The following is a 19438-nucleotide window of genomic DNA, read 5'->3' on the forward strand; positions in this document are numbered from 1 at the left end:
TACTTCCAAACTGCTTGCCAGGTTTAACGGCCATCGCCCGAATGCTATCCGGGCGATGACTTTGCTACGCAATTACAAAAAACTAAACTTCTTAGCTACGTTCGAGATCGATATCGATACCCAGAGAGCGGATTTCTTTAACCAGAACGTTGAAGGACTCAGGCATGCCGGCGTCGATCACATGGTCACCCTTGACCAGGTTTTCATACACTTTGGTACGGCCATTCACGTCATCCGACTTGACTGTCAACATCTCTTGCAAGACGTAAGACGCGCCGTAAGCTTCCAGTGCCCAGACTTCCATCTCACCGAAACGCTGACCACCGAACTGAGCTTTACCGCCCAGTGGTTGCTGCGTGACCAGAGAGTAAGGACCGGTCGAACGTGCATGCATCTTGTCATCAACCAGATGATGCAATTTCAGAACGTGCATGTAACCCAGTGTGACTTTACGCTCGAACGCTTCACCAGTACGGCCATCAAACAGGGTGACCTGGTTTTTCGATGGTGTCATACCCAGTTGCGCGGCGATATGGTCAGGGAAGGCCAGATCCAGCATGCGACGGATTTCATCTTCATGCGCACCGTCAAATACCGGTGTTGCAAATGGCACGCCATGCTTCAGGTTGTTCGTCAATTCCAGGATCTCAGCGTCAGAGAAGCCGTCGATGTCTTCCTTCTTGCCAGATTCGTTATAAATCTTCTTCAGGAAATCACGCAGTTCTTCTACCTTGGCTTTGGCTTTCAGCATTTCGCCTATGCGCAAGCCCAGACCTTTCGCTGCCCAGCCCAGATGCACTTCCAGAACCTGACCAACGTTCATACGTGATGGAACACCCAGTGGGTTCAACACGATGTCTGCTGGTGTACCGTCAGCCATGTAAGGCATGTCTTCGATAGGCACGATACGGGAAACCACACCCTTGTTACCGTGACGACCCGCCATTTTGTCACCAGGTTGCAAGCGACGTTTAACAGCCAGGTAAACCTTGACCATTTTTTGTACGCCTGGCGGCAATTCATCGCCTTGCGTCAGCTTGGTACGTTTTTCTTCAAAAGCCAGATCGAACTGATGACGTTTTTCAGCGATGGAATCTTTCATCGCGACCAGTGCATTGGCTGCTTCATCAGATGCCAGGCGAATATCGAACCAGTGGTATTTATCCACGCTGGCCAGGTATTCCTTGGTGATCTTGGTGCCTTTAGCCAGTTTGGCCGGGCCGCCGTCAGCGATCTTGCCATCCAGCATACGTTCCAGACGCTCAAATGCATCGCCTTCAACAATACGCAACTGATCGTTCAGATCGAGACGATAGCGCTTCAATTCATCATCGATAATCTGTTGTGCACGTTTGTCGCGTTGTATGCCTTCGCGGGTGAACACTTGTACGTCGATAACTGTACCTACCATGCCGGAAGGCACGCGCAGGGAAGTATCTTTAACGTCAGATGCTTTTTCACCGAAGATGGCGCGCAACAGTTTTTCTTCTGGTGTCAGTTGAGTTTCACCTTTTGGTGTCACTTTACCGACCAGGGTATCACCAGCTGTTACTTCAGCACCGATGTAGACGATACCGGACTCATCCAGACGTGCCAGTTGGTTTTCAGCCAGATTGGAGATATCACGTGTGATTTCTTCCGCACCCAGTTTGGTATCACGGGCAACAACTGACAACTCTTCGATATGAATCGAGGTATAGCGGTCATCAGCCACAACTTTTTCAGAGATCAGGATCGAATCTTCGAAGTTATAACCATTCCAAGGCATGAACGCGACCAGCATGTTCTGACCCAGGGCCAACTCACCCAGATCTGTCGATGCGCCGTCGGCCAATACGTCACCTTTAGCAACCAGATCGCCAACTTTAACGATAGGACGTTGGTTGATATTGGTGTTCTGGTTGGAACGGGTGTACTTGATGAGGTTGTAAATATCCACACCGACTTCACCAGCCTGTGCTTCAGCATCATTCACACGAATAACGATACGGCCCGCATCGATGTAATCAACTTTACCGCCACGCAGTGCCTGTACTGTTGTACCGGAATCAACTGCCACAGTACGTTCGATACCTGTACCGACGAATGCTTTTTCTGGACGCAAGCAAGGAACAGCTTGACGTTGCATGTTGGCACCCATCAACGCACGGTTCGCATCATCGTGTTCGAGGAACGGAATCAAAGATGCCGCAACAGAAACCACCTGACCGGTAGCAACGTCCATGTACTGGATACGCTCTGGGGATACCAGGATCGTTTCGCCAGCTTCACGGGCAGAGACCAGTTCATCGATCAGTTTGCCTTCGCCGTCAATCGTCGCATTCGCCTGAGCGATGATGTAACGACCTTCTTCAATCGCAGACAGGTAATCGATCTGAGATGTGATTTTGCTATCAACCACTTTACGGTATGGTGTTTCCAGGAAACCGTATTCGTTCAGGCGAGCATACAGAGCCAGCGAGTTGATCAGACCAATGTTTGGTCCCTCTGGTGTCTCAATCGGGCAGACGCGGCCATAGTGGGTTGGATGAACGTCGCGGACTTCAAAGCCGGCGCGCTCACGTGTCAAACCACCAGGTCCCAGGGCGGAAATACGACGCTTATGCGTGATTTCTGACAATGGGTTGGTCTGATCCATAAACTGGGACAATTGTGAAGAACCGAAGAACTCACGGATCGCAGCAGAGATAGGCTTGGAGTTGATCAGGTCATGCGGCATCAGGTTGTCGGCTTCGGCCTGACCCAGACGCTCTTTGACAGCACGTTCAACACGTACCAGACCAGCACGGAACTGGTTCTCAGCCAATTCACCAACGCAACGTACGCGACGGTTACCCAAGTGATCGATATCATCGACTTCGCCGCGGCCATTGCGCAGCTCAACCAGGATCTTGATCACGGCCAATACGTCTTCGTTCGACAAAGTCATGGCGCCTGTCAGTTCATCACGGCCAATACGGCGGTTGAACTTCATGCGGCCGACTGCGGACAGATCGTAACGGTCTTCGCTATAGAACAGGCCATTGAACAGGGCTTCAACAGAATCTTCTGTTGGTGGTTCGCCAGGACGCATCATGCGGTAGATGGCAACGCGGGCAGCCATCTGGTCAGCTGTATCATCAGCACGCAGAGTCTGGGAAATGTAAGCACCCTGATCCAGGTCATTGGTGTACAAAGTCTGGATATCAGTGACTTTGGCATCGCGCAAACGACCCAGCAATTCTTCTGTCAGCTCATCATTGGCATTGGCAATCACTTCGCCAGTGTCTGCATCAACGATGTTCTTGGCCAGGACGCGACCCAGCAGGTAGTCTTCAGGCACGGAGATGTGCTTGATACCACCGGCTTCGATCTCACGTACATGCTTGGCATTGATACGCTTGTCTTTGGCAACGATGACTTTGCCGTCTTTGTCGCTGATGTCAAAACGGGCAACTTCGCCACGCAGACGTTCTGCAACGAATTCCATTTCTGCGCCATCACTGTGCAGATTGAAATTATCGAAGACAAAGAAATTGGCCAGAATCTGTTCATTGCTCATGCCTATAGCACGCAGCAAGATAGTGACTGGCATCTTGCGACGACGGTCAATACGGAAGAACAGGATGTCTTTAGGATCGAATTCAAAGTCGAGCCAAGAACCACGGTAAGGAATGATCCTTGCCGAGAACAGCAATTTACCGGAAGAATGTGTCTTGCCGCGGTCATGTTCAAAGAACACGCCAGGGGAACGGTGCAACTGAGAAACGATAACGCGCTCAGTACCGTTGATGACAAAAGAACCAGTGGTTGTCATCAAAGGCAATTCGCCCATGTAGACTTCCTGTTCTTTCATTTCTTTGACAACCGGCTTGGTTGGTGATTCCTTGTCCAGAATGACCAGGCGAACTTTTGCACGCAAAGGCGATGCATAAGTCAGGCCACGCAATTGACATTCCTTGACGTCGAACGCAGGATCGCCTAAAACGTAGGACAAGAATTCAAGACGTGCGAACCCATTGTGCGAAACAATAGGGAAAATCGAGGTGAAGGCAGACTGCAAACCCTCGTTCTTACGAGTTGGCGGTGTTCTGTCTTCTTGTAAAAAGCTCTGGTACGACTCGATTTGAGTCGCCAGCAAGAACGGAACGTTGTGGACGTTGGCGCGCTTCGCAAAAGATTTACGAATACGCTTCTTCTCAGTAAATGAGTAGTGCATGGACACTCCGTGAGTGGCAAGGAAGGATAGAGAATTCAGGATTCTTGTCACAAAAATAAAACCTAGCAACTCTGTGACAAAAAAACCTCAAGTCTCAACCCTTGGTCTTAATAAACAGCTAAACAACCCTGAACGACAAAGAAGCCAAAGAGGAACCCTCTCTTCCAAGAGGATTCCTGTCTTTGACTTGGGCAAATCCGAAGACTTGCCATGATACCTGAATTACTTGATGTCGGCTTTCGCGCCTGCATCTTCCAGTTTTTTCTTAGCTGCGTCAGCATCAGCTTTGGAAACTGCTTCTTTAACTGCTTTTGGTGCGCCATCAACTACGTCTTTAGCTTCTTTCAAGCCCAGACCAGTGATTTCGCGAACTGCTTTAATGACGCCAACTTTGTTTGCGCCAACTTCAGTCAGAATTACGTTGAATTCTGTTTGTTCTTCAACTGCTGCTGCTGGACCGGCTGCTGCTGGGCCTGCTACTGCTGCTGCGGAAACACCAAATTTTTCTTCGAAAGCTTTTACCAGGTCGTTCAGGTCCATTACGGACATCGCGCCTACGGCTTCCAGGATATCGTCTTTGCTAAGTGCCATTTGAAACTCCAATTAATTATTTACATTGATACGGTATTTGACGGAAAAAAACTTATTCTGCGGCAGCTTCAGCAGCTTCTTCAGCTACTGGTGCTGCAGGAGAACCTGCTTCTTTCTGTGCTGCGACGGCTGCCAGAGCACGTGCGAAAGCAGATACAGGAGCCTGCATCATGCCAACCACTTGCGCCAACAATACTTCACGGCTAGGAATGCTTGCCAATGCGACAACGCCAGCTTTATCCAGCGATTTGCCTGCATAGTTACCCGCTTTAACAACCAGTTTGTCATTGCTTTTTGCAAAGTCTTGAACGACTTTAGCAGCAGCAACAGCATCTTCCGAGATTGCATAAATCAACGGACCAGTCATTTCAGAAGCGAGACTTGCAAATGCAGTTCCCTCAACAGCGCGACGTGCCAATGTGTTTTTCAACACACGCATGTATACGCCTTGAGCACGTGCGCTAGCACGCAATTGCGTCAAATGACCGACCTGGATGCCACGATATTCGGCCACGACGATAGTCTGTGCAGTTGCTACTTTTGCAGAGACTTCAGCGACGACGGCTTTTTTGTCATTCAGATTGAGACTCACGGTCAACCTCCATTAATGATATTCAGTCCATACACCGGAATGATGTACTTCCCTCATATCGTTTCGAACACGGCGTCCGAAGTTAGGAGTTTCACTGGGGGACCAGTAATCACTACAAAACTTGTTCGGGTACACCATCTGCGTTGGGACCTGTTGATTGCTCTTCAGATATTAACCTCATGCTTGAAAACTACACTCACACACTCGGCCCAACGGTCTTTGACACTCTGGATGTTTGTTCAAAACATCCAGCCCAAAGATGCGCCCTGCATCAAAAGATGCAGGGACTTAATTCTTAGCCTGCCAGATTAGCGTGATCTACACGTACACCTGCACCCATAGTGGATGAGATGGATACTTTACGCAGATACACACCTTTGCTGGATGCTGGTTTAGCTTTGTTCAAAGCTTCGATCAGTGCAACCAGGTTGGACTTCAGGTCACCATCAGCAAACGACTTACGACCGATTGTTGTGTGGATGATACCTGCTTTGTCTGTACGGTATTGAACTTGACCAGCTTTTGCATTTTTAACTGCAGTAGCTACGTCAGGAGTCACTGTACCGACTTTAGGATTAGGCATCAAACCGCGTGGGCCCAGGATCTGACCCAGAGTACCAACGATACGCATAGTGTCTGGAGAAGCGATAACGACGTCAAATGGCATGTCGCCAGCTTTAACGCGTTCAGCCAAATCTTCCATACCAACGATATCAGCACCGGCAGCTTTCGCTTCTTCCGCTTTTGCACCTTGTGCAAATACGGCTACGCGTACTGTTTTGCCTGTACCAGCTGGCAATACAACTGCGCCACGAACAACTTGATCAGATTTCTTAGGATCAACGCCCAGTTGGACGGATACGTCGATGGATTCGTTGAATTTTGCTGTTGCGCATTCTTTGATCAAAGCGATAGCATTGTCAAATGGATACACTTTCAGACGGTCAACTTTCGTTGCCAGCAATTTTGCTTTTTTAGATAACTTAGCCATTACAGACCCTCTACCGTGATGCCCATGGAACGAGCAGAACCAGCAATAGTACGCACTGCTGCGTCCATATCAGCTGCTGTCAAATCAGCGCGTTTAACTGTCGCGATTTCTTCAGCTTGCTGGCGAGTAATTTTGCCAACTTTGTCTGTATGTGGTTTTGCAGAACCTTTAGTGATGCCAGCTGCTTTTTTGATCATGTAAGTTGCTGGAGGCGTCTTCATCACGAATGTGAAAGACTTGTCAGCAAATGCGGTGATCACAACAGGAATAGGCATGCCTGGTTCCATACCTTGGGTCTGCGCGTTGAACGCTTTGCAGAATTCCATGATATTCAGACCACGTTGACCCAGAGCTGGGCCGATAGGTGGGGATGGGTTTGCTTTACCAGCTGGCACTTGCAGCTTGATAAAACCAATGATTTTCTTTGCCATGTTTGGCTCCTTCAAAAAATGAGTAGTAGCGCCTGCCGGTATTTTTTCATACCAACAGGCTCCTCCGCCTGCTGAGAATTGCCTGTATTACGTTTGTAGTACCACAGCCAACGCTCTAACCAGTTTCAACAAATTGCTTTGTTACGTACTAGTCAAACGTGAATCCTGTTAAACCTTTTCAACCTGGGAGAATTCCAGCTCTACTGGTGTAGCACGGCCGAAAATAGTGACTGTCACGCGTACTTTGGACTTTTCATAATTGACTTCTTCGACATTGCCGTTAAAGTCAGTGAAAGGACCATCTTTGATACGGACTACTTCGCCTACTTCGTACAAGACTTTTGGTCTTGGTTTTTCAACGCCTTCTTGCATCTGCTGCAAGATCTTGTCGACTTCGTGCTGTGGTATCGGGGAAGGCTTGTTTGATTTGCCGCCGATAAAACCGGTTACCTTGCTGGTGTTTTTTACCAGATGCCAGGTATCGTCAGTCATTTCCATTTCAACGAATACATAGCTGGGGAACAAACGACGCTCAGTGACGACTTTCTTGCCATTCTTTGGCTCTATCACTTCTTCAGTCGGAACCAGAATCTGACCGAATTTGTCTTGCATCTCTGCGCGTTCTATACGCTCCACCAATGCACGTTGCACGCTCTTTTCCATACCGGAATAAGCATGCACGGCGTACCATCTTTTAGCACTTTTAGGTACAGACACCGCTGGTGCTGTACCTTCTTCGTTTTCCTGAATGTTCTCGCTCATTATTTTTTCCATCCGAGGATTACGTCATACAACACAAATCCGATCAACTGATCGGTGCCCCACAGGAAAAGCGCCATCACAAGAACAAAGCCGAATACTACGGCAGTGATCTGCCCCGCTTCTTTGCGGGTTGGCCAGACAACTTTTTTAGTTTCGCGCACAGCTTCTTTTGCAAAGCTGACAAAATCGCGACCCATTTCAGAAGTTGCGATAAATCCAACAGCAACCAACAAACCCACTACCAAAGCGATGGCACGTATCCACGTTGCCTGTCCAGCGAGAATATAAAAAGCAGCAACACCGGCAACTGCAGCCACTACCGCCAGAATGACTTTGTACTTGTCATTGGATGTACTGACTGTTTGAACGGGATGATTAGACATACTTTATTTACTTTCGGTGGCCAGCGGCCTTGATGGTGGCAGGGGCGGAGGGAATCGAACCCGCGACCTTCGGTTTTGGAGACCGACGCTCTGCCAATTGAGCTACACCCCTACATCTTGACATTTACTACAAGCCTTGCCCGAACGAATCAGACAAGGCTTGCATTTTACTACTTATTTATTACTCGATGATTTTAGCAACAACGCCAGCACCGACTGTACGGCCACCTTCACGGATAGCGAAGCGCAAGCCTTCTTCCATCGCGATCGGGTTGATCAATTTAACAGTGATAGATACGTTATCACCTGGCATGACCATTTCTTTGTCTTTCGGCAACTCGATCGAACCAGTTACGTCCGTTGTACGGAAGTAGAACTGTGGACGGTAGTTGTTGAAGAATGGTGTATGACGGCCACCTTCATCTTTGGACAGAACATAGATCTCGCCTGTGAAGTGGGCGTGAGGCTTGATGGAGCCTGGTTTTGCCAACACTTGACCACGCTGGATATCTTCACGTTTTGTACCACGCAGCAATACGCCGACGTTGTCACCTGCTTGACCTTGGTCGAGCAGTTTGCGGAACATTTCAACGCCAGTACATGTTGTTTTGACTGTGTCTTTGATACCGACGATTTCGATCTCTTCGCCAACTTTGACGATACCGCGTTCGATACGGCCAGTAACAACTGTACCGCGACCGGAGATGGAGAATACGTCTTCTACTGGCAACAGGAAGGCGCCATCGACAGCACGTTCTGGTGTCGGGATATAGGAATCCAGTGCATCAGCCAGTTTCATGATGGCTTCTTCGCCCAGAGGACCTTTATCGCCTTCGAGGGCCAGTTTAGCGGAACCTTGAATGATAGGCAGATCATCGCCTGGGAATTCGTATTTGGACAGCAATTCACGAACTTCCATTTCAACCAGTTCCAGCAACTCAGCGTCATCCACCATGTCGCATTTGTTCAGGAATACGATGATGTATGGAACGCCAACTTGACGGGCCAACAGGATGTGTTCGCGAGTTTGTGGCATTGGGCCGTCTGCTGCGGAGCAAACCAGGATAGCGCCGTCCATTTGAGCCGCGCCAGTGATCATGTTTTTAACATAATCAGCATGGCCTGGGCAGTCAACGTGGGCGTAGTGACGACCGGCTGTTTCGTACTCAACGTGGGCTGTATTGATTGTAATACCGCGCGCTTTTTCTTCTGGTGCTGCATCGATCTGGTCGTATGCTTTAGCTTCGCCGCCGAATTTTTTCGACAGGACTGTTGCAATCGCTGCTGTCAGTGTGGTTTTACCGTGATCAACGTGACCAATTGTACCGACGTTGACGTGCGGCTTGGTGCGCTCGAACTTACCTTTTGCCATTTTGGACTCCTAACGATTTTGATGAGAATGCTCAGGCACGCGCCCGACAAATCAGACTTGAAAACACCAGATAACCTTGGTGCCCTTGACGTGGATTGAACACGTGGCCTCTCCCTTACCAAGGGAGTGCTCTACCACTGAGCTACAAGGGCAGCTTGCTGCGCAAAACCCCGCGCAAGTAAAACTGGAGCGGGTGAAGGGAATCGAACCCTCGTCATAAGCTTGGAAGGCTTCAGCTCTACCATTGAGCTACACCCGCAAAGGCCACCGCTTCAGCCGCTAATTTCTAAATTCAATTCTTTACCTGTGGTGGAGAGGGCTGGATTCGAACCAGCGTACTCGTAAGAGAACAGATTTACAGTCTGTCGCCTTTAACCACTCGGCCACCTCTCCGCAGGGAACCCCGAATTATGGAGATACTCGACCCAACTGTCAACACCCTTTTGAGAATTTCTTACTCAAACAGAAGTGGGATTTACCGAAAAATTTTCTAAATAATTGATTTTATTCATTATTTATAAAATCATATGTATTAAAAAGTTACGGTAAAAATCCGCAGCAGATGAGACAACTTGCGGCACCGCCATGCCTTTGTTGCAACTTTCCTACAATCACCATTGCGTCCAAGCTCAAGGTATGATGTTGACACCCTACTACACACGCTAGCCATGGCCCGCACCCTCGCATCCGATTATCAATTGCAGCGCGACGATATCCTGGAAAAGGCGGCGACTGCCTTTGCCAACTATAGCTACCCCGGCACCTCCATGAGCGTACTGGCGCAGACCTGCGGTACCTCGAAAGCCAGGCTGTACCACTACTACCCCAGCAAAGAAGCCATTTTGTTTGATTTGCTGAACCGTTATACGCAAGTGCTGATACGTCTGGCGGAGAGTCATCATGACTTGCCAGCGCTGATTGCGGCCTTCCTGGCGGAATATGAGCATTCACAGACCCGTCATATCGCCTTACTGAATGATGTGAAATTCCTGGAAGAGCCGCAGCGCAAGCTGATACTCGATGCGCAAAGAAAAATCGTCGAATTGTTTGCTGGCTCGATACAGCGCAGCTTTCCAGACCGTACCACAGCACAAAACCGCAGCGCCATCACCATGCTCCTGTTTGGCATGATCAACTGGACCTTTACCTGGCTCAAACCACACCAGGATGCAGACAAAATCTCGTATGCCGACTTTGCTGTACTGGTGACACAGATTTTCATGCAGGGCATGCTGGGCGTACCTGTGACAGCGCCAGAAAAAGCTGACGCTTAAATTGTTTGCCCTATGTTTGCTCTAAATGATCCCTGCAATTTAGTTTCTGGCGTGTGCAATCTGGTAAAACTCCAGTCCCTCAAACGCCCCCAGTTCCAATGACAGCTCACTGATGCGCGTTGCCAGTTTGCGGCTCAGGCCGACTGCCACGAAACGCCATTCAGAGCGCCCTTCCTTGCAACTGATGTTCAGGGTACCTGTCGCAATTTCATAGCCACGCGCAAGCGCCATACTGCGCAGGACATCTTCGCGCGGGATATAGCCCTGGCGAAACTGCATGGTGATCGCCACCGCTGGCCGAGAAGGCAGCCAGGTCTCAATTATGGATACCCAGATCATGCAGGCCGCTGACAAAAACGCCAGCAGGATCGCAGCGGCATAAAAGCCGACGCCAACCATCACGCCTATGGCTGACGAAGCCCATAAAGACGCAGCAGTTGTCAGACCGCTGATGGTAAATCCTTCGCGCATGATGACGCCGGCACCGAGAAAACCTATGCCGGTGACTATGCCTTGTATGGTACGTGAAGGATCGAGATTGACAGGAGAAAGCGCGCGCCCGCCAAACCAGAAATCAGGGTAACCGGCGATCACCACCAGGGCTGCCGATGCCATGCATACCAGGCCATAAGTCCGCATGCCGGCAGCACGCCCATGATAAGAGCGCTCATAGCCAACCACAAAACCCAATAGCATGGCGCCAGTCAGATTCAGGAAGATAATGACATTGGCATGCAATTCAGCGGCGGACCAGAAACTCATGAAATAACTGGAAAGAGATACTGTCATCAGCTGGCCTCAAAATGAGCTAAATTGTATGTCTGTCAGTGTAGCAAGCAGGTATCTGACGGACCAGTAAAACATCGTCAAATCAAAGCAATAGCTGACCTGGGGTCAGCTATGCGTTATAATCCTGTTTCTCTTTCATTGGGGAGTAGCCTGCTCCGGTTAAATCCGGGGAAAACGCATCAACATACTTGGCCATCTGGTCATGGTGCGTTTGATACGATTTGCCGCAAGTGCGGCGATTGTATTGGGCAAGACCTTTGATAGTTATGTTTCTGCTGACCAGGGATGGGGCGGGATGTAACTGTCATCGGACAAACTGCCCCATCCCGCCTATTCTCATGGAAGCTTTTCTCGTCTCTGCACTCGCTGTCACCGTTGGTGAAATTGGTGACAAAACACAATTGCTCGCACTGCTATTGGCTGCCCGCTATAAAAAACCTGGCCCTATCGTGCTAGGCATCCTGGTCGCGACACTGGCCAACCACACCCTCGCTGGTCTGGTCGGGCAACTGGTCGCCACGCATATTGATGCTACTGTCATGCGCTATCTGCTGGGCCTGTCTTTTTTAGCCATTGCTGCATGGACGCTGAAGCCGGATGAGATGGATGATGGCGGCATCAGCGAAAGCCGCTATGGTGTTTTCATGCTGACTTGCGTGACTTTTTTCATCGCTGAAATTGGTGACAAAACCCAGTTGGCGACAGTCGCGCTGGCCGCCAAATATTCTGACCTGACGATGGTCATCGCCGGGACCACACTGGGCATGCTGATTGCTGATGTACCAGCTGTATTTCTGGGCAAGATTGCTGCACCGAATTTCCCTTTCAAATACGTACGCTGGTGTGCTGCCGCAGTTTTTGCAATTCTGGGCCTGCTGGTATTGTTTGGGATGGAACTTAAATTTCCAGGAATATAAATTTATAGGAAGAGCTGATGCAGAATGAAGGCGGCCCGGCTTTCCCGGCCAGACACAACAACGCCAGCTTAATTCTGCAACAGGCTCTGCGCCATGTTGACGTGACAAGACCATAGAATGATGATAGATACATGATTACGATTTACCACAATCCACGTTGCTCAAAATCGCGCGAAACCCTGGCGCTGGTGCAGGCGCATGCAGACGAAACTCAAATACCACTGCAAGTCATTGATTACCAAAAAACTCCTTTGAGCTTTAAGGAATTGCAAGGCCTGCTGGCTGCTTTGGGCAATGCTGATGCCGGTGGTGAAATCAATGATGACATTCAGACAATGCTGCGCAATAACGAAGCTGAATATGCCAGCCTGAATCTGGCCGGCGCGGATGCGGCAACTGGCCTGACTGCCATTGCGGCCCACCCGCACCTGCTGCAAAGACCGATAGTCACTTACCAGAACAAAGCGGCCATAGGACGTCCGCCGGAACACGTCCTCACCCTGTTCAAGAAAGCCTGAGCCGCCATGTCAGAATTTAAACTTGCCGCTGGCAGCCACGTCAAATTTGGTTGTATCTCGACCCAGCTGTACCCCATCCTGCGCCAGGGCCTGGCAGCAGACATGCCGCGCCAAAGCTTCCAGGAAGAAGCAGCTACGCCCGCAGGCGGCATCATGGTTGGTGAACTGATGGCTTATTTTGCCGCTTGCGCCGCCTTTTGCAAAGCAACCAGCAGCCTGCATCATGAGCACCAGCAGGTATTGGGAGAATTCGTCAATGCACTGCAAAACCAGCATGGTGAAAAACCCCAGATGCCGGAACTGGAAAACATTGCAGTTGCCGCAGGCTTGCCAGTGATACTGGAAATAGAATTGGGGGAAGACTGCGTACTCAAGGCTGACACACACTTTGTCTCTGACAATGAAGCAGAGAAAAGCTGGAAGCTGTGGCGCAGTGGCATCTTGCAACGCGAGGGCGGCATCCCGGCATCCTGGATCAAGAAATTTTATTTCCCGCGCCTGCTCGATTATCGCGATGTCGCCAGCTCACGCAGCCCGCGCTCACTGGAACAAACCACGGATACCGCGCTGATGGTAGGCGGTCTCATGCAATCCTGGCACAAGGATACGCCGGCAGATCTATTGCATGCGTTTCGCAAGCAATATGGCAGGATCAATTTCTCCCAACACAGCAGTTTTGATGAAACTGCCCTGGAGCGCTTTTTCAACCTGAATCCCATGCTGGACCCTGCCACCCGTCTGTTGAATCAAATGACGATATGGCAAGACATCGATGCCCTTGCCAAGAAGCAGGAGATTCCTCTGGCTTGAAAGACCGGCATAAGAAAATCCCGCCGTGAATTCAATCACCGGCGGGATTTTTTAACTGGAAGGACTGCGTTTGACAAAGAACAGCGCCGTACCTATCGCCATCAGTATCCCGCCAAAAAAACGGTTCTGGCTCTTCAGCCATTTAGGATCGCGAAAGTATCGCTGCATCGTGGATGCAGCAAATGCATAACCATGCATGACCACCAGATCAATCGCGCACATGGTCACGCCCAATATCAACAATTGCGGCAACAATGGCGCATCGTGAGAAATAAATTGGGGTAATACCGCCACCATGAAAATGATGCCCTTGGGATTAGTTGCATTCGTCAAAAAGCCTGTCAAAAAGCGTCTGGACATGGCCGGCACCTGGGTAGTGGTGGCCTGATCAGCACCGGCGTCATTCGCAGCAGGCACATCAATTTTGGCGCGCCATTGGCTGATACCCAGATAAATCAGGTACAGCGCACCTATAGTTTTGACAACGCTGAAAGCAAACTCTGAAGCCATCAGGATAGAACCAACACCAGCACCGGCAATAGCCAGTATCAGCAACAAACCTGCCTGCAAACCCATGATGGTGCCGCTGGCTTTTTTGACACCATAATTCAGACCATGCGACATTGACAGTACCGCGCCGGAGCCAGGAGACACTGCGATAACGCAGGCTGCAAAGAAGAAAGTAAGCCAGGTAGTAAAGTGCATGAGGTTCGTCCCGCTGAAATGATGAATAGTGTCAGGACATTGTAATGCCTGAGCATTATCCTTGCAGTAAGTGCTAGCACGTAGCGCTCTGCGTGTCTGCTGCTAGCCGCGCATCATGGCTGCCAGCAGCTGGCTCTTGAGGGTTTTGATGAGTGCAGTCTCGTCTGGTGGTACACCTTCATCGGCGTTCACATTACGGTCTGCATAGAACAGACCCAGCGGTTTTTTTTGTATGACCAGCGGCAGTATGATGAAACTGCGTGCGTCCGGCAATAATTGCTTATGCCAGTCTGGCAGCAGATTTTGTATCTTGGGTACCGAGGCATCGGATATCATCAGATCGACATTATTGCTCATCGCCAGATGGAACAGGTTCTGGTCTGGCTTGCCGCTAAAGGAAAAACCTCTTTGCCTTTCCTGATAATTCTCACCTATCGCCAGCCGCGCCACATAACGCACAGTCTGCAGGTCACGCAGACAGACTGCGGCAAAACGAAAACCCATGCTGCTATACAAGGTCTCCAGCACCAGCAGGATCAGGTCATTCAGTTTGAAGTTGTCAGACGCCAGCATTTGCGTCACATCCTGCACACCGGCCAGCAAGAGATCGCGGGCCTGCTTGGGCTTGCCGCTGGGGTGGCGCTCATCATTCTGGATTTCGCCGGCTTCATAATTTTGCAGCAGCAGATCATTTGGCACGCCATTGGTGGTACTGGCATCTACCTCACCAATCTGGATATCACCCATGGCAATATCCATGCTCTTGGCCAATTGCCGTGTTTCTGTCTCGACCTTGGTCAGCATTTCGTCAAGTATAGCCTGGTCGAAGTCCAGAGCCTTGCCATATTTCAGTAACAGCGGTTTGGCTTTTTCACTGAGGTTGCCACTGCCGGCACTCATGATGGTTGAAGCCAGCGCATCGCTGAAACTGGCTACCTGACGCAGCCATTCAGCACGCGTGTTCACCTTCTTTAATTCACCGCCTGGCAAAGGGAGCAACGATTGCACGATAGTGTCAGGTATCTTCCACTCTTGCAGTGCCATTTCGCCAAAACGCTCATAGCTGCACCCCAGCAGCGTGGATGCAGCTTCCTGCGAGGTGGTCTGCCCGGTCTGCAGCATGGCTTGTATGCGGCTATACAAGGGGTGGTCGTAGGAAGCCACCAGTATCTTGCCAACATTCTTGAACAGGGCAGCCACTGCCGCTTCTTCGCCATCCTGAAAGCGCCCGCGCGCAGCCATTTCACGTCCTACTATGCTGGCGCACAAGGCCTGCACCAGCTCACGCCTGACGCTGTTGGCATGGCTTTTATCCTTGAAGCAATCGACCAGCAACATCGCCATGGCACTGGTCTTGATGCTGTTAAAGCCCAGCAGGAAAATCGCCCGTGAAATGGTGGTGACAGGAGCACCTGCACTGGTGCGGTAATGGATGGTATTCGACAGCCTCAGTATTTTTTGTGTCAGGGCGACATCGGCCAGCACAAAATGCGCGAGCTTGGCGACCGGGTCTTCACTGGATGAAGTAATTTCAACGACCTTGGTAATCGACACTCCCAAGGTTGGCAAACTACTCTCTTCATTGATTTGCCTGATCAACCGGTCACGCGGTAATTCTGGTGCGTGCTGATCCAGATGTACAGAAGCTTGAATAGTCATGGTCTCCGCAACTACTTATTTTCTTAACAAAACCATACTGGAGCCTGGTTGCTTAATTTTTATATTTGGTTTTTATAATGAATCTTTACTTGGCAACCCGGGCAGCATTGATGCCGTATTTTTTCTGCAATTCGTCATACAGGCCGCGTATCGCTTTCAGACGTGGATTCATGGGATCAAGGCGACGCGCTGACTCAATCAGGTTGCGCGCCAATTCGCCAGTGGCATGATCCCAGCCCATGTTTTCCAGACATTTCAAGGCGGCCAGTGCGGCATTCAAGACCACTTGCGGGTTGTCGGGTGACTTACGTGCGGCAGCCGCCATCATTTCCACAGAGCCACGGAAATCGCCCTGCTTGGCTTTTTGTACACCCAGAGCCACCAGGTCCATGACTTCTTTCTGGCTGCGTTGTGCCAGTTCCTTGGCGAGATGCCCCTTGCCTGCGCTTTCAAATACGCCCATGGCCTTGCTCATGACTTGCTGGTTGCTGGCGTTTTTCATAACGTCGAGAATAATCTCGGAAGCATTGTCTTCCTGATTATTTTCAAGACAACTTTTTGCCAGGCCCAGCTTGGCTTCCGTCGAAAGACCTATGTCTTCACGCGTCGCGGCCACGGCATTGTCAAGTTCTTCACTCAAACGAGCATCGCCGGTTTTGGCATGCACCATGGCAGCAGAGATCGCCCGTACAGCGGCAGTTTTTTTCATGCCTACCATGTTCTTTTCGAGATCACGGATAACGGATTTGGCCTGCTCGGTATCCCCTTTCTTGACCAGAGCATCGACCAGGTTCATATGATCTTCAGGATCACGGAACTCGGAGAACTTGGCCTTGCTGACGACTTTTTTGAAGACATTTTCAGCGGTTTCTATATCCCCGGTCTCAAGGGATATCTTGCCCAGCTTGCGCAAACGCCTGACGGCATGGGGCGAAACGCCAACGGCGACATCAAGCACCTCTTTTGCCTCTGGCAACTCACCGACCATTTCATGGGTCTTGGCCAGCCAGTCATAGGCATCCATGTATTTATTGTTTTCTGCTACCAGGTTTTTCAGGATTTCTTCCGCTTCCTGATATTTACCTTGCATGAACAAGGTCTTGGCCAGGCCCAGACGCGCCCAGGCCACTGCCTTTAATTCGAATAAATGTTTATATAATTCTTCGGCCTCAGCCGCCTCACCCTGTACTACATGCAACTCGGCACGCAGGCGCATGAAGTCTATCGAGTACTTGGGAAAATCCCGCTCACCATGGTGACAAGCCATGATGGCTTCGGGAATTGAGCCTTGCTCCATGAGACTATGAACATCGACAAAGGCCTTGCGTTTTTCCAGGGCGCGAATAACGCGCTCCAGCAACATGTCGGCAGTAAATGGTTTGAGCAGGTAGTCAGAAGGCGCAAGTTCAGCTGCACTGACGACCTTGGCATAGGAACGCTCTGCCGTCACCATGATGAAGATGGTTGATAAAGGTGCCAGCTTGTGGTGACGCATGTCTTCCAGCAGTTGCTGACCATCCTGGCCTACACCCAGATCATATTCACACAGGATAAGGTCAAACACTTTGGCCTGTATCGTACGCACAGCGATACCCGCAGAAAGCCCGTGCTCTATCTTGGTGATGCCACAAAGATTCAGCATATTATGCAAACTGACCCGCATGCCTGCATGCGGCTCAATGAGCAATGCCCTGATATCGCTGAGTTCGCTCATTTCAACCTTTAGCGTAATTTATTGTTGATCTCGCTGCAGCGCATGCCAGCCCGCCCCCTTGGTCAGCATGCCCTATTAAGCCTGAGTAAGCTTAAATAGACAATTTCATTATATTAAAGTGACGGCGTAAAGATATGGAAACTTTACCCCCATATGACAACAATGTTGCACGGCTTTAACATATTTAACGCATTTTGAGACTGGAGGTGGATTAAGCCTATCTAATTGCAACACCATCACGTACTGATTATTTGAATATCCTGGCTACCAGCAGGACGAATAATGAAATCAATATGGTGGAAGCGAAGGGAAAGGAAAAACTGCGGCCAAACAATTTGAAACGCACATCGCCTGGTAAGCGGCCTATGCCCAGTTTTTCCAGCCAGGGCAGCAGGCTGGAAAATACCACGACAGCGACAAAGATGGTCAATACCCAGCGTATCAAAGCCTGCTCCTGTTCAATTTGTAGATGCCAATTTTATAATTAGCATCAATCAGGCAACCATCATAAGCGGTGACTGCGATCCAGGCGTAATAAATTTTCTGGCAATTCCACGCCATGTCCCATGACCAGCACTTTGAACAACTCCCCCATTTCCGCTGGCGACACCAGTTTTTGCAGGGCATTTGCCTGGGGCAGGTAGTCCATGACTTGTTCTGGTGAAGTGCGCGCCAATACATCGGCAATGCCTGCCGCTGTCAAAAAGCTGGCCTGACTGGTGTAGTTCAATAACTCCAGCCCCGCCGCCAGACCCGATTTGGCCATGGCCGTAAAATCGACATGGGCGGTGATGTCCTGCAAACCTGGCAGATAAAAGGGATCAGGATGGGCATGATGGCGGTAATGGCACATCAGACTGCCTTGCTGGCGCTGCGGGTGATAATACTCTGCCGCCGGGAAGCCATAATCTATCAGTATCGCTGCTGCAGGTTTGCCGCTGGCGAGCAACATGGCGGCCAGGCTGTGCATGAAGCCGGTAGCAATGGCATGGACTTCCGTCAAATAACCGACCGGCAATTCATCGGCATAAGGAATTTGCGTAATCTTGTCTGAACTGCATGCCTGTGGCTGTTCGCGGAAAATCAGTCTTGGCGCACTTTCTTTATCGACCACCGCCACGCCGACCTCACGCCAGCCTTCTGCCGTCTTGATGACAAGATCGACAGGCATGGCATCCAGCACCTCATTACCCAGTACTATGCCAGAAAAAGAATCTGGCATTTTTTGCAACCATTGGACTTGTGGGAAGCCTTTCAGCAATTCTTCCTGACGTGCGCGCAGTTCGCCGGACAATTCCACGATAAAATAGCGTTCTATCGCGATTCCAGACAATTGACATTCCGACAAAAAATCCAGGGCGAGCTTGCCCGTGCCTGCGCCGAACTCCATGACTTCGGCGGCAGTTTGACTGAATAACTGACTTGCCAGCCTGGCCAGGGTGGCTCCAAATAGCGGCGACATTTCCGGTGCGGTTGTAAAATCACCGTCTTTGCCTAATTTTGTGGCACCACCGCTGTAATAGCCAAGGTCAGGCGCATACAGCGCCAGTTCCATGTAGCGCGAAAACGGTATCCAGCCCTGATGTTGGTGGATGTCGTTGATAATCAGTTGTTGTAAGGCAGATGAAGCGGCCAGCGCATCATCGCCAGGCACAGGTAGAGATAATTTATGCATAGCCGCATTGTATTGAAAACACAGTAATCCTTGTCAAGAATTTCCATGAGAGACGTA

18 protein-coding genes, 4 tRNA genes and 1 riboswitch are annotated in these 19438 nt (G+C 50.2%); of the genes, 4 read left to right on the forward strand and 18 right to left on the reverse strand.

Going from position 1 to position 19438, the window contains the following annotated elements; translation table 11 throughout:
- Positions 1 to 91: 91 nt before the first annotated feature.
- The 12 genes from rpoB to ACO0LI_RS08250 form a co-directional block, all read right to left on the reverse strand.
- Positions 92 to 4198 carry a DNA-directed RNA polymerase subunit beta gene (rpoB, locus tag ACO0LI_RS08195; RefSeq protein WP_422949018.1) on the reverse strand — a complete coding sequence of 1369 codons (4107 nt, stop codon included), beginning with the start codon at positions 4196 to 4198 and terminating at the stop codon, positions 92 to 94.
- Positions 4199 to 4420: 222 nt separating this feature from the next.
- Positions 4421 to 4789 carry a 50S ribosomal protein L7/L12 gene (rplL, locus tag ACO0LI_RS08200; protein ID WP_423031079.1) on the reverse strand — a complete coding sequence of 123 codons (369 nt, stop codon included), beginning with the start codon at positions 4787 to 4789 and terminating at the stop codon, positions 4421 to 4423.
- Positions 4790 to 4841: 52 nt separating this feature from the next.
- Complete coding sequence (gene rplJ / locus ACO0LI_RS08205; protein WP_186949960.1) at positions 4842 to 5381, reverse strand: 50S ribosomal protein L10; 540 nt, start codon at positions 5379 to 5381, stop codon at positions 4842 to 4844.
- A gap of 295 nt (positions 5382 to 5676) precedes the next feature.
- Entirely contained in the window at positions 5677 to 6372 is a 696-nt protein-coding gene (rplA, locus tag ACO0LI_RS08210; RefSeq protein WP_186956790.1) for a 50S ribosomal protein L1, read from the reverse strand.
- On the reverse strand, positions 6372 to 6803 hold the full coding sequence (rplK, locus tag ACO0LI_RS08215) for a 50S ribosomal protein L11 (RefSeq protein WP_186956792.1): 432 nt from the start codon (positions 6801 to 6803) through the stop codon (positions 6372 to 6374). The genes rplA and rplK overlap by 1 nt, the downstream gene beginning before the upstream one ends.
- A gap of 168 nt (positions 6804 to 6971) precedes the next feature.
- Positions 6972 to 7565 carry a transcription termination/antitermination protein NusG gene (nusG, locus tag ACO0LI_RS08220; protein ID WP_422949021.1) on the reverse strand — a complete coding sequence of 198 codons (594 nt, stop codon included), beginning with the start codon at positions 7563 to 7565 and terminating at the stop codon, positions 6972 to 6974.
- Complete coding sequence (gene secE, locus ACO0LI_RS08225; RefSeq protein WP_422949022.1) at positions 7565 to 7948, reverse strand: preprotein translocase subunit SecE; 384 nt, start codon at positions 7946 to 7948, stop codon at positions 7565 to 7567. Before secE ends, nusG begins: the two co-directional genes overlap by 1 nt.
- A gap of 36 nt (positions 7949 to 7984) precedes the next feature.
- Positions 7985 to 8060: transfer RNA gene (locus tag ACO0LI_RS08230), tRNA-Trp, on the reverse strand.
- A 69-nt stretch (positions 8061 to 8129) separates the two neighbouring features.
- Complete coding sequence (gene tuf, locus ACO0LI_RS08235; protein ID WP_423018072.1) at positions 8130 to 9320, reverse strand: elongation factor Tu; 1191 nt, start codon at positions 9318 to 9320, stop codon at positions 8130 to 8132.
- Between the two features lie 77 nt (positions 9321 to 9397).
- Positions 9398 to 9472 (reverse strand) — tRNA-Thr (locus ACO0LI_RS08240).
- A gap of 33 nt (positions 9473 to 9505) precedes the next feature.
- Positions 9506 to 9579 (reverse strand) — tRNA-Gly (locus ACO0LI_RS08245).
- Positions 9580 to 9627: 48 nt separating this feature from the next.
- A tRNA-Tyr gene (locus ACO0LI_RS08250) sits at positions 9628 to 9713 on the reverse strand.
- Positions 9714 to 9988: 275 nt separating this feature from the next.
- Between ACO0LI_RS08250 and ACO0LI_RS08255 the strand changes: the two genes are divergently transcribed.
- On the forward strand, positions 9989 to 10594 hold the full coding sequence (locus tag ACO0LI_RS08255) for a TetR/AcrR family transcriptional regulator (protein WP_423032190.1): 606 nt from the start codon (positions 9989 to 9991) through the stop codon (positions 10592 to 10594).
- A 39-nt stretch (positions 10595 to 10633) separates the two neighbouring features.
- Here ACO0LI_RS08255 and ACO0LI_RS08260 read toward each other — a convergent pair whose 3' ends face one another.
- Positions 10634 to 11383, reverse strand: a complete 750-nt coding sequence (locus ACO0LI_RS08260; RefSeq protein ID WP_423032192.1) for an MgtC/SapB family protein — start codon at positions 11381 to 11383, stop codon at positions 10634 to 10636.
- Positions 11384 to 11511: 128 nt separating this feature from the next.
- Positions 11512 to 11629, forward strand: a riboswitch (yybP-ykoY riboswitch).
- Positions 11630 to 11721: 92 nt separating this feature from the next.
- On the opposite strand from ACO0LI_RS08260, the gene ACO0LI_RS08265 reads away from it, so the two are divergent.
- The 3 genes from ACO0LI_RS08265 (at position 11722) to ACO0LI_RS08275 (ending at position 13628) form a co-directional block, all read left to right on the forward strand.
- Positions 11722 to 12300, forward strand: coding sequence for a TMEM165/GDT1 family protein (locus tag ACO0LI_RS08265; RefSeq protein ID WP_423032194.1), 579 nt, complete (start codon positions 11722 to 11724; stop codon positions 12298 to 12300).
- Positions 12301 to 12431: 131 nt separating this feature from the next.
- On the forward strand, positions 12432 to 12818 hold the full coding sequence (locus tag ACO0LI_RS08270) for an arsenate reductase family protein (protein ID WP_423032196.1): 387 nt from the start codon (positions 12432 to 12434) through the stop codon (positions 12816 to 12818).
- 6 nt (positions 12819 to 12824) lie between these two features.
- Complete coding sequence (locus tag ACO0LI_RS08275) at positions 12825 to 13628, forward strand: hypothetical protein (protein ID WP_423032198.1); 804 nt, start codon at positions 12825 to 12827, stop codon at positions 13626 to 13628.
- A 51-nt stretch (positions 13629 to 13679) separates the two neighbouring features.
- On the opposite strand, the gene ACO0LI_RS08280 is transcribed toward ACO0LI_RS08275, so the two are convergent.
- The 5 genes from ACO0LI_RS08280 to ACO0LI_RS08300 all read right to left on the reverse strand — a co-directional run bounded on the left by ACO0LI_RS08280 (position 13680) and on the right by ACO0LI_RS08300 (position 19381).
- Complete coding sequence (locus tag ACO0LI_RS08280) at positions 13680 to 14333, reverse strand: LysE family transporter (RefSeq protein WP_423032200.1); 654 nt, start codon at positions 14331 to 14333, stop codon at positions 13680 to 13682.
- Positions 14334 to 14435: 102 nt separating this feature from the next.
- Positions 14436 to 15992, reverse strand: a complete 1557-nt coding sequence (locus ACO0LI_RS08285; RefSeq protein WP_423032202.1) for an HDOD domain-containing protein — start codon at positions 15990 to 15992, stop codon at positions 14436 to 14438.
- Between the two features lie 85 nt (positions 15993 to 16077).
- Positions 16078 to 17706 carry a tetratricopeptide repeat protein gene (locus ACO0LI_RS08290; protein WP_422949030.1) on the reverse strand — a complete coding sequence of 543 codons (1629 nt, stop codon included), beginning with the start codon at positions 17704 to 17706 and terminating at the stop codon, positions 16078 to 16080.
- Between the two features lie 247 nt (positions 17707 to 17953).
- Complete coding sequence (locus ACO0LI_RS08295) at positions 17954 to 18151, reverse strand: DUF2905 domain-containing protein (RefSeq protein ID WP_422949031.1); 198 nt, start codon at positions 18149 to 18151, stop codon at positions 17954 to 17956.
- 60 nt (positions 18152 to 18211) lie between these two features.
- Positions 18212 to 19381 carry a class I SAM-dependent methyltransferase gene (locus ACO0LI_RS08300; RefSeq protein ID WP_423032204.1) on the reverse strand — a complete coding sequence of 390 codons (1170 nt, stop codon included), beginning with the start codon at positions 19379 to 19381 and terminating at the stop codon, positions 18212 to 18214.
- Positions 19382 to 19438: the final 57 nt, after the last annotated feature.

Source organism: Undibacterium sp. Tian12W, assembly GCF_049339405.1.
Classification (GTDB): domain Bacteria; phylum Pseudomonadota; class Gammaproteobacteria; order Burkholderiales; family Burkholderiaceae_D; genus Undibacterium.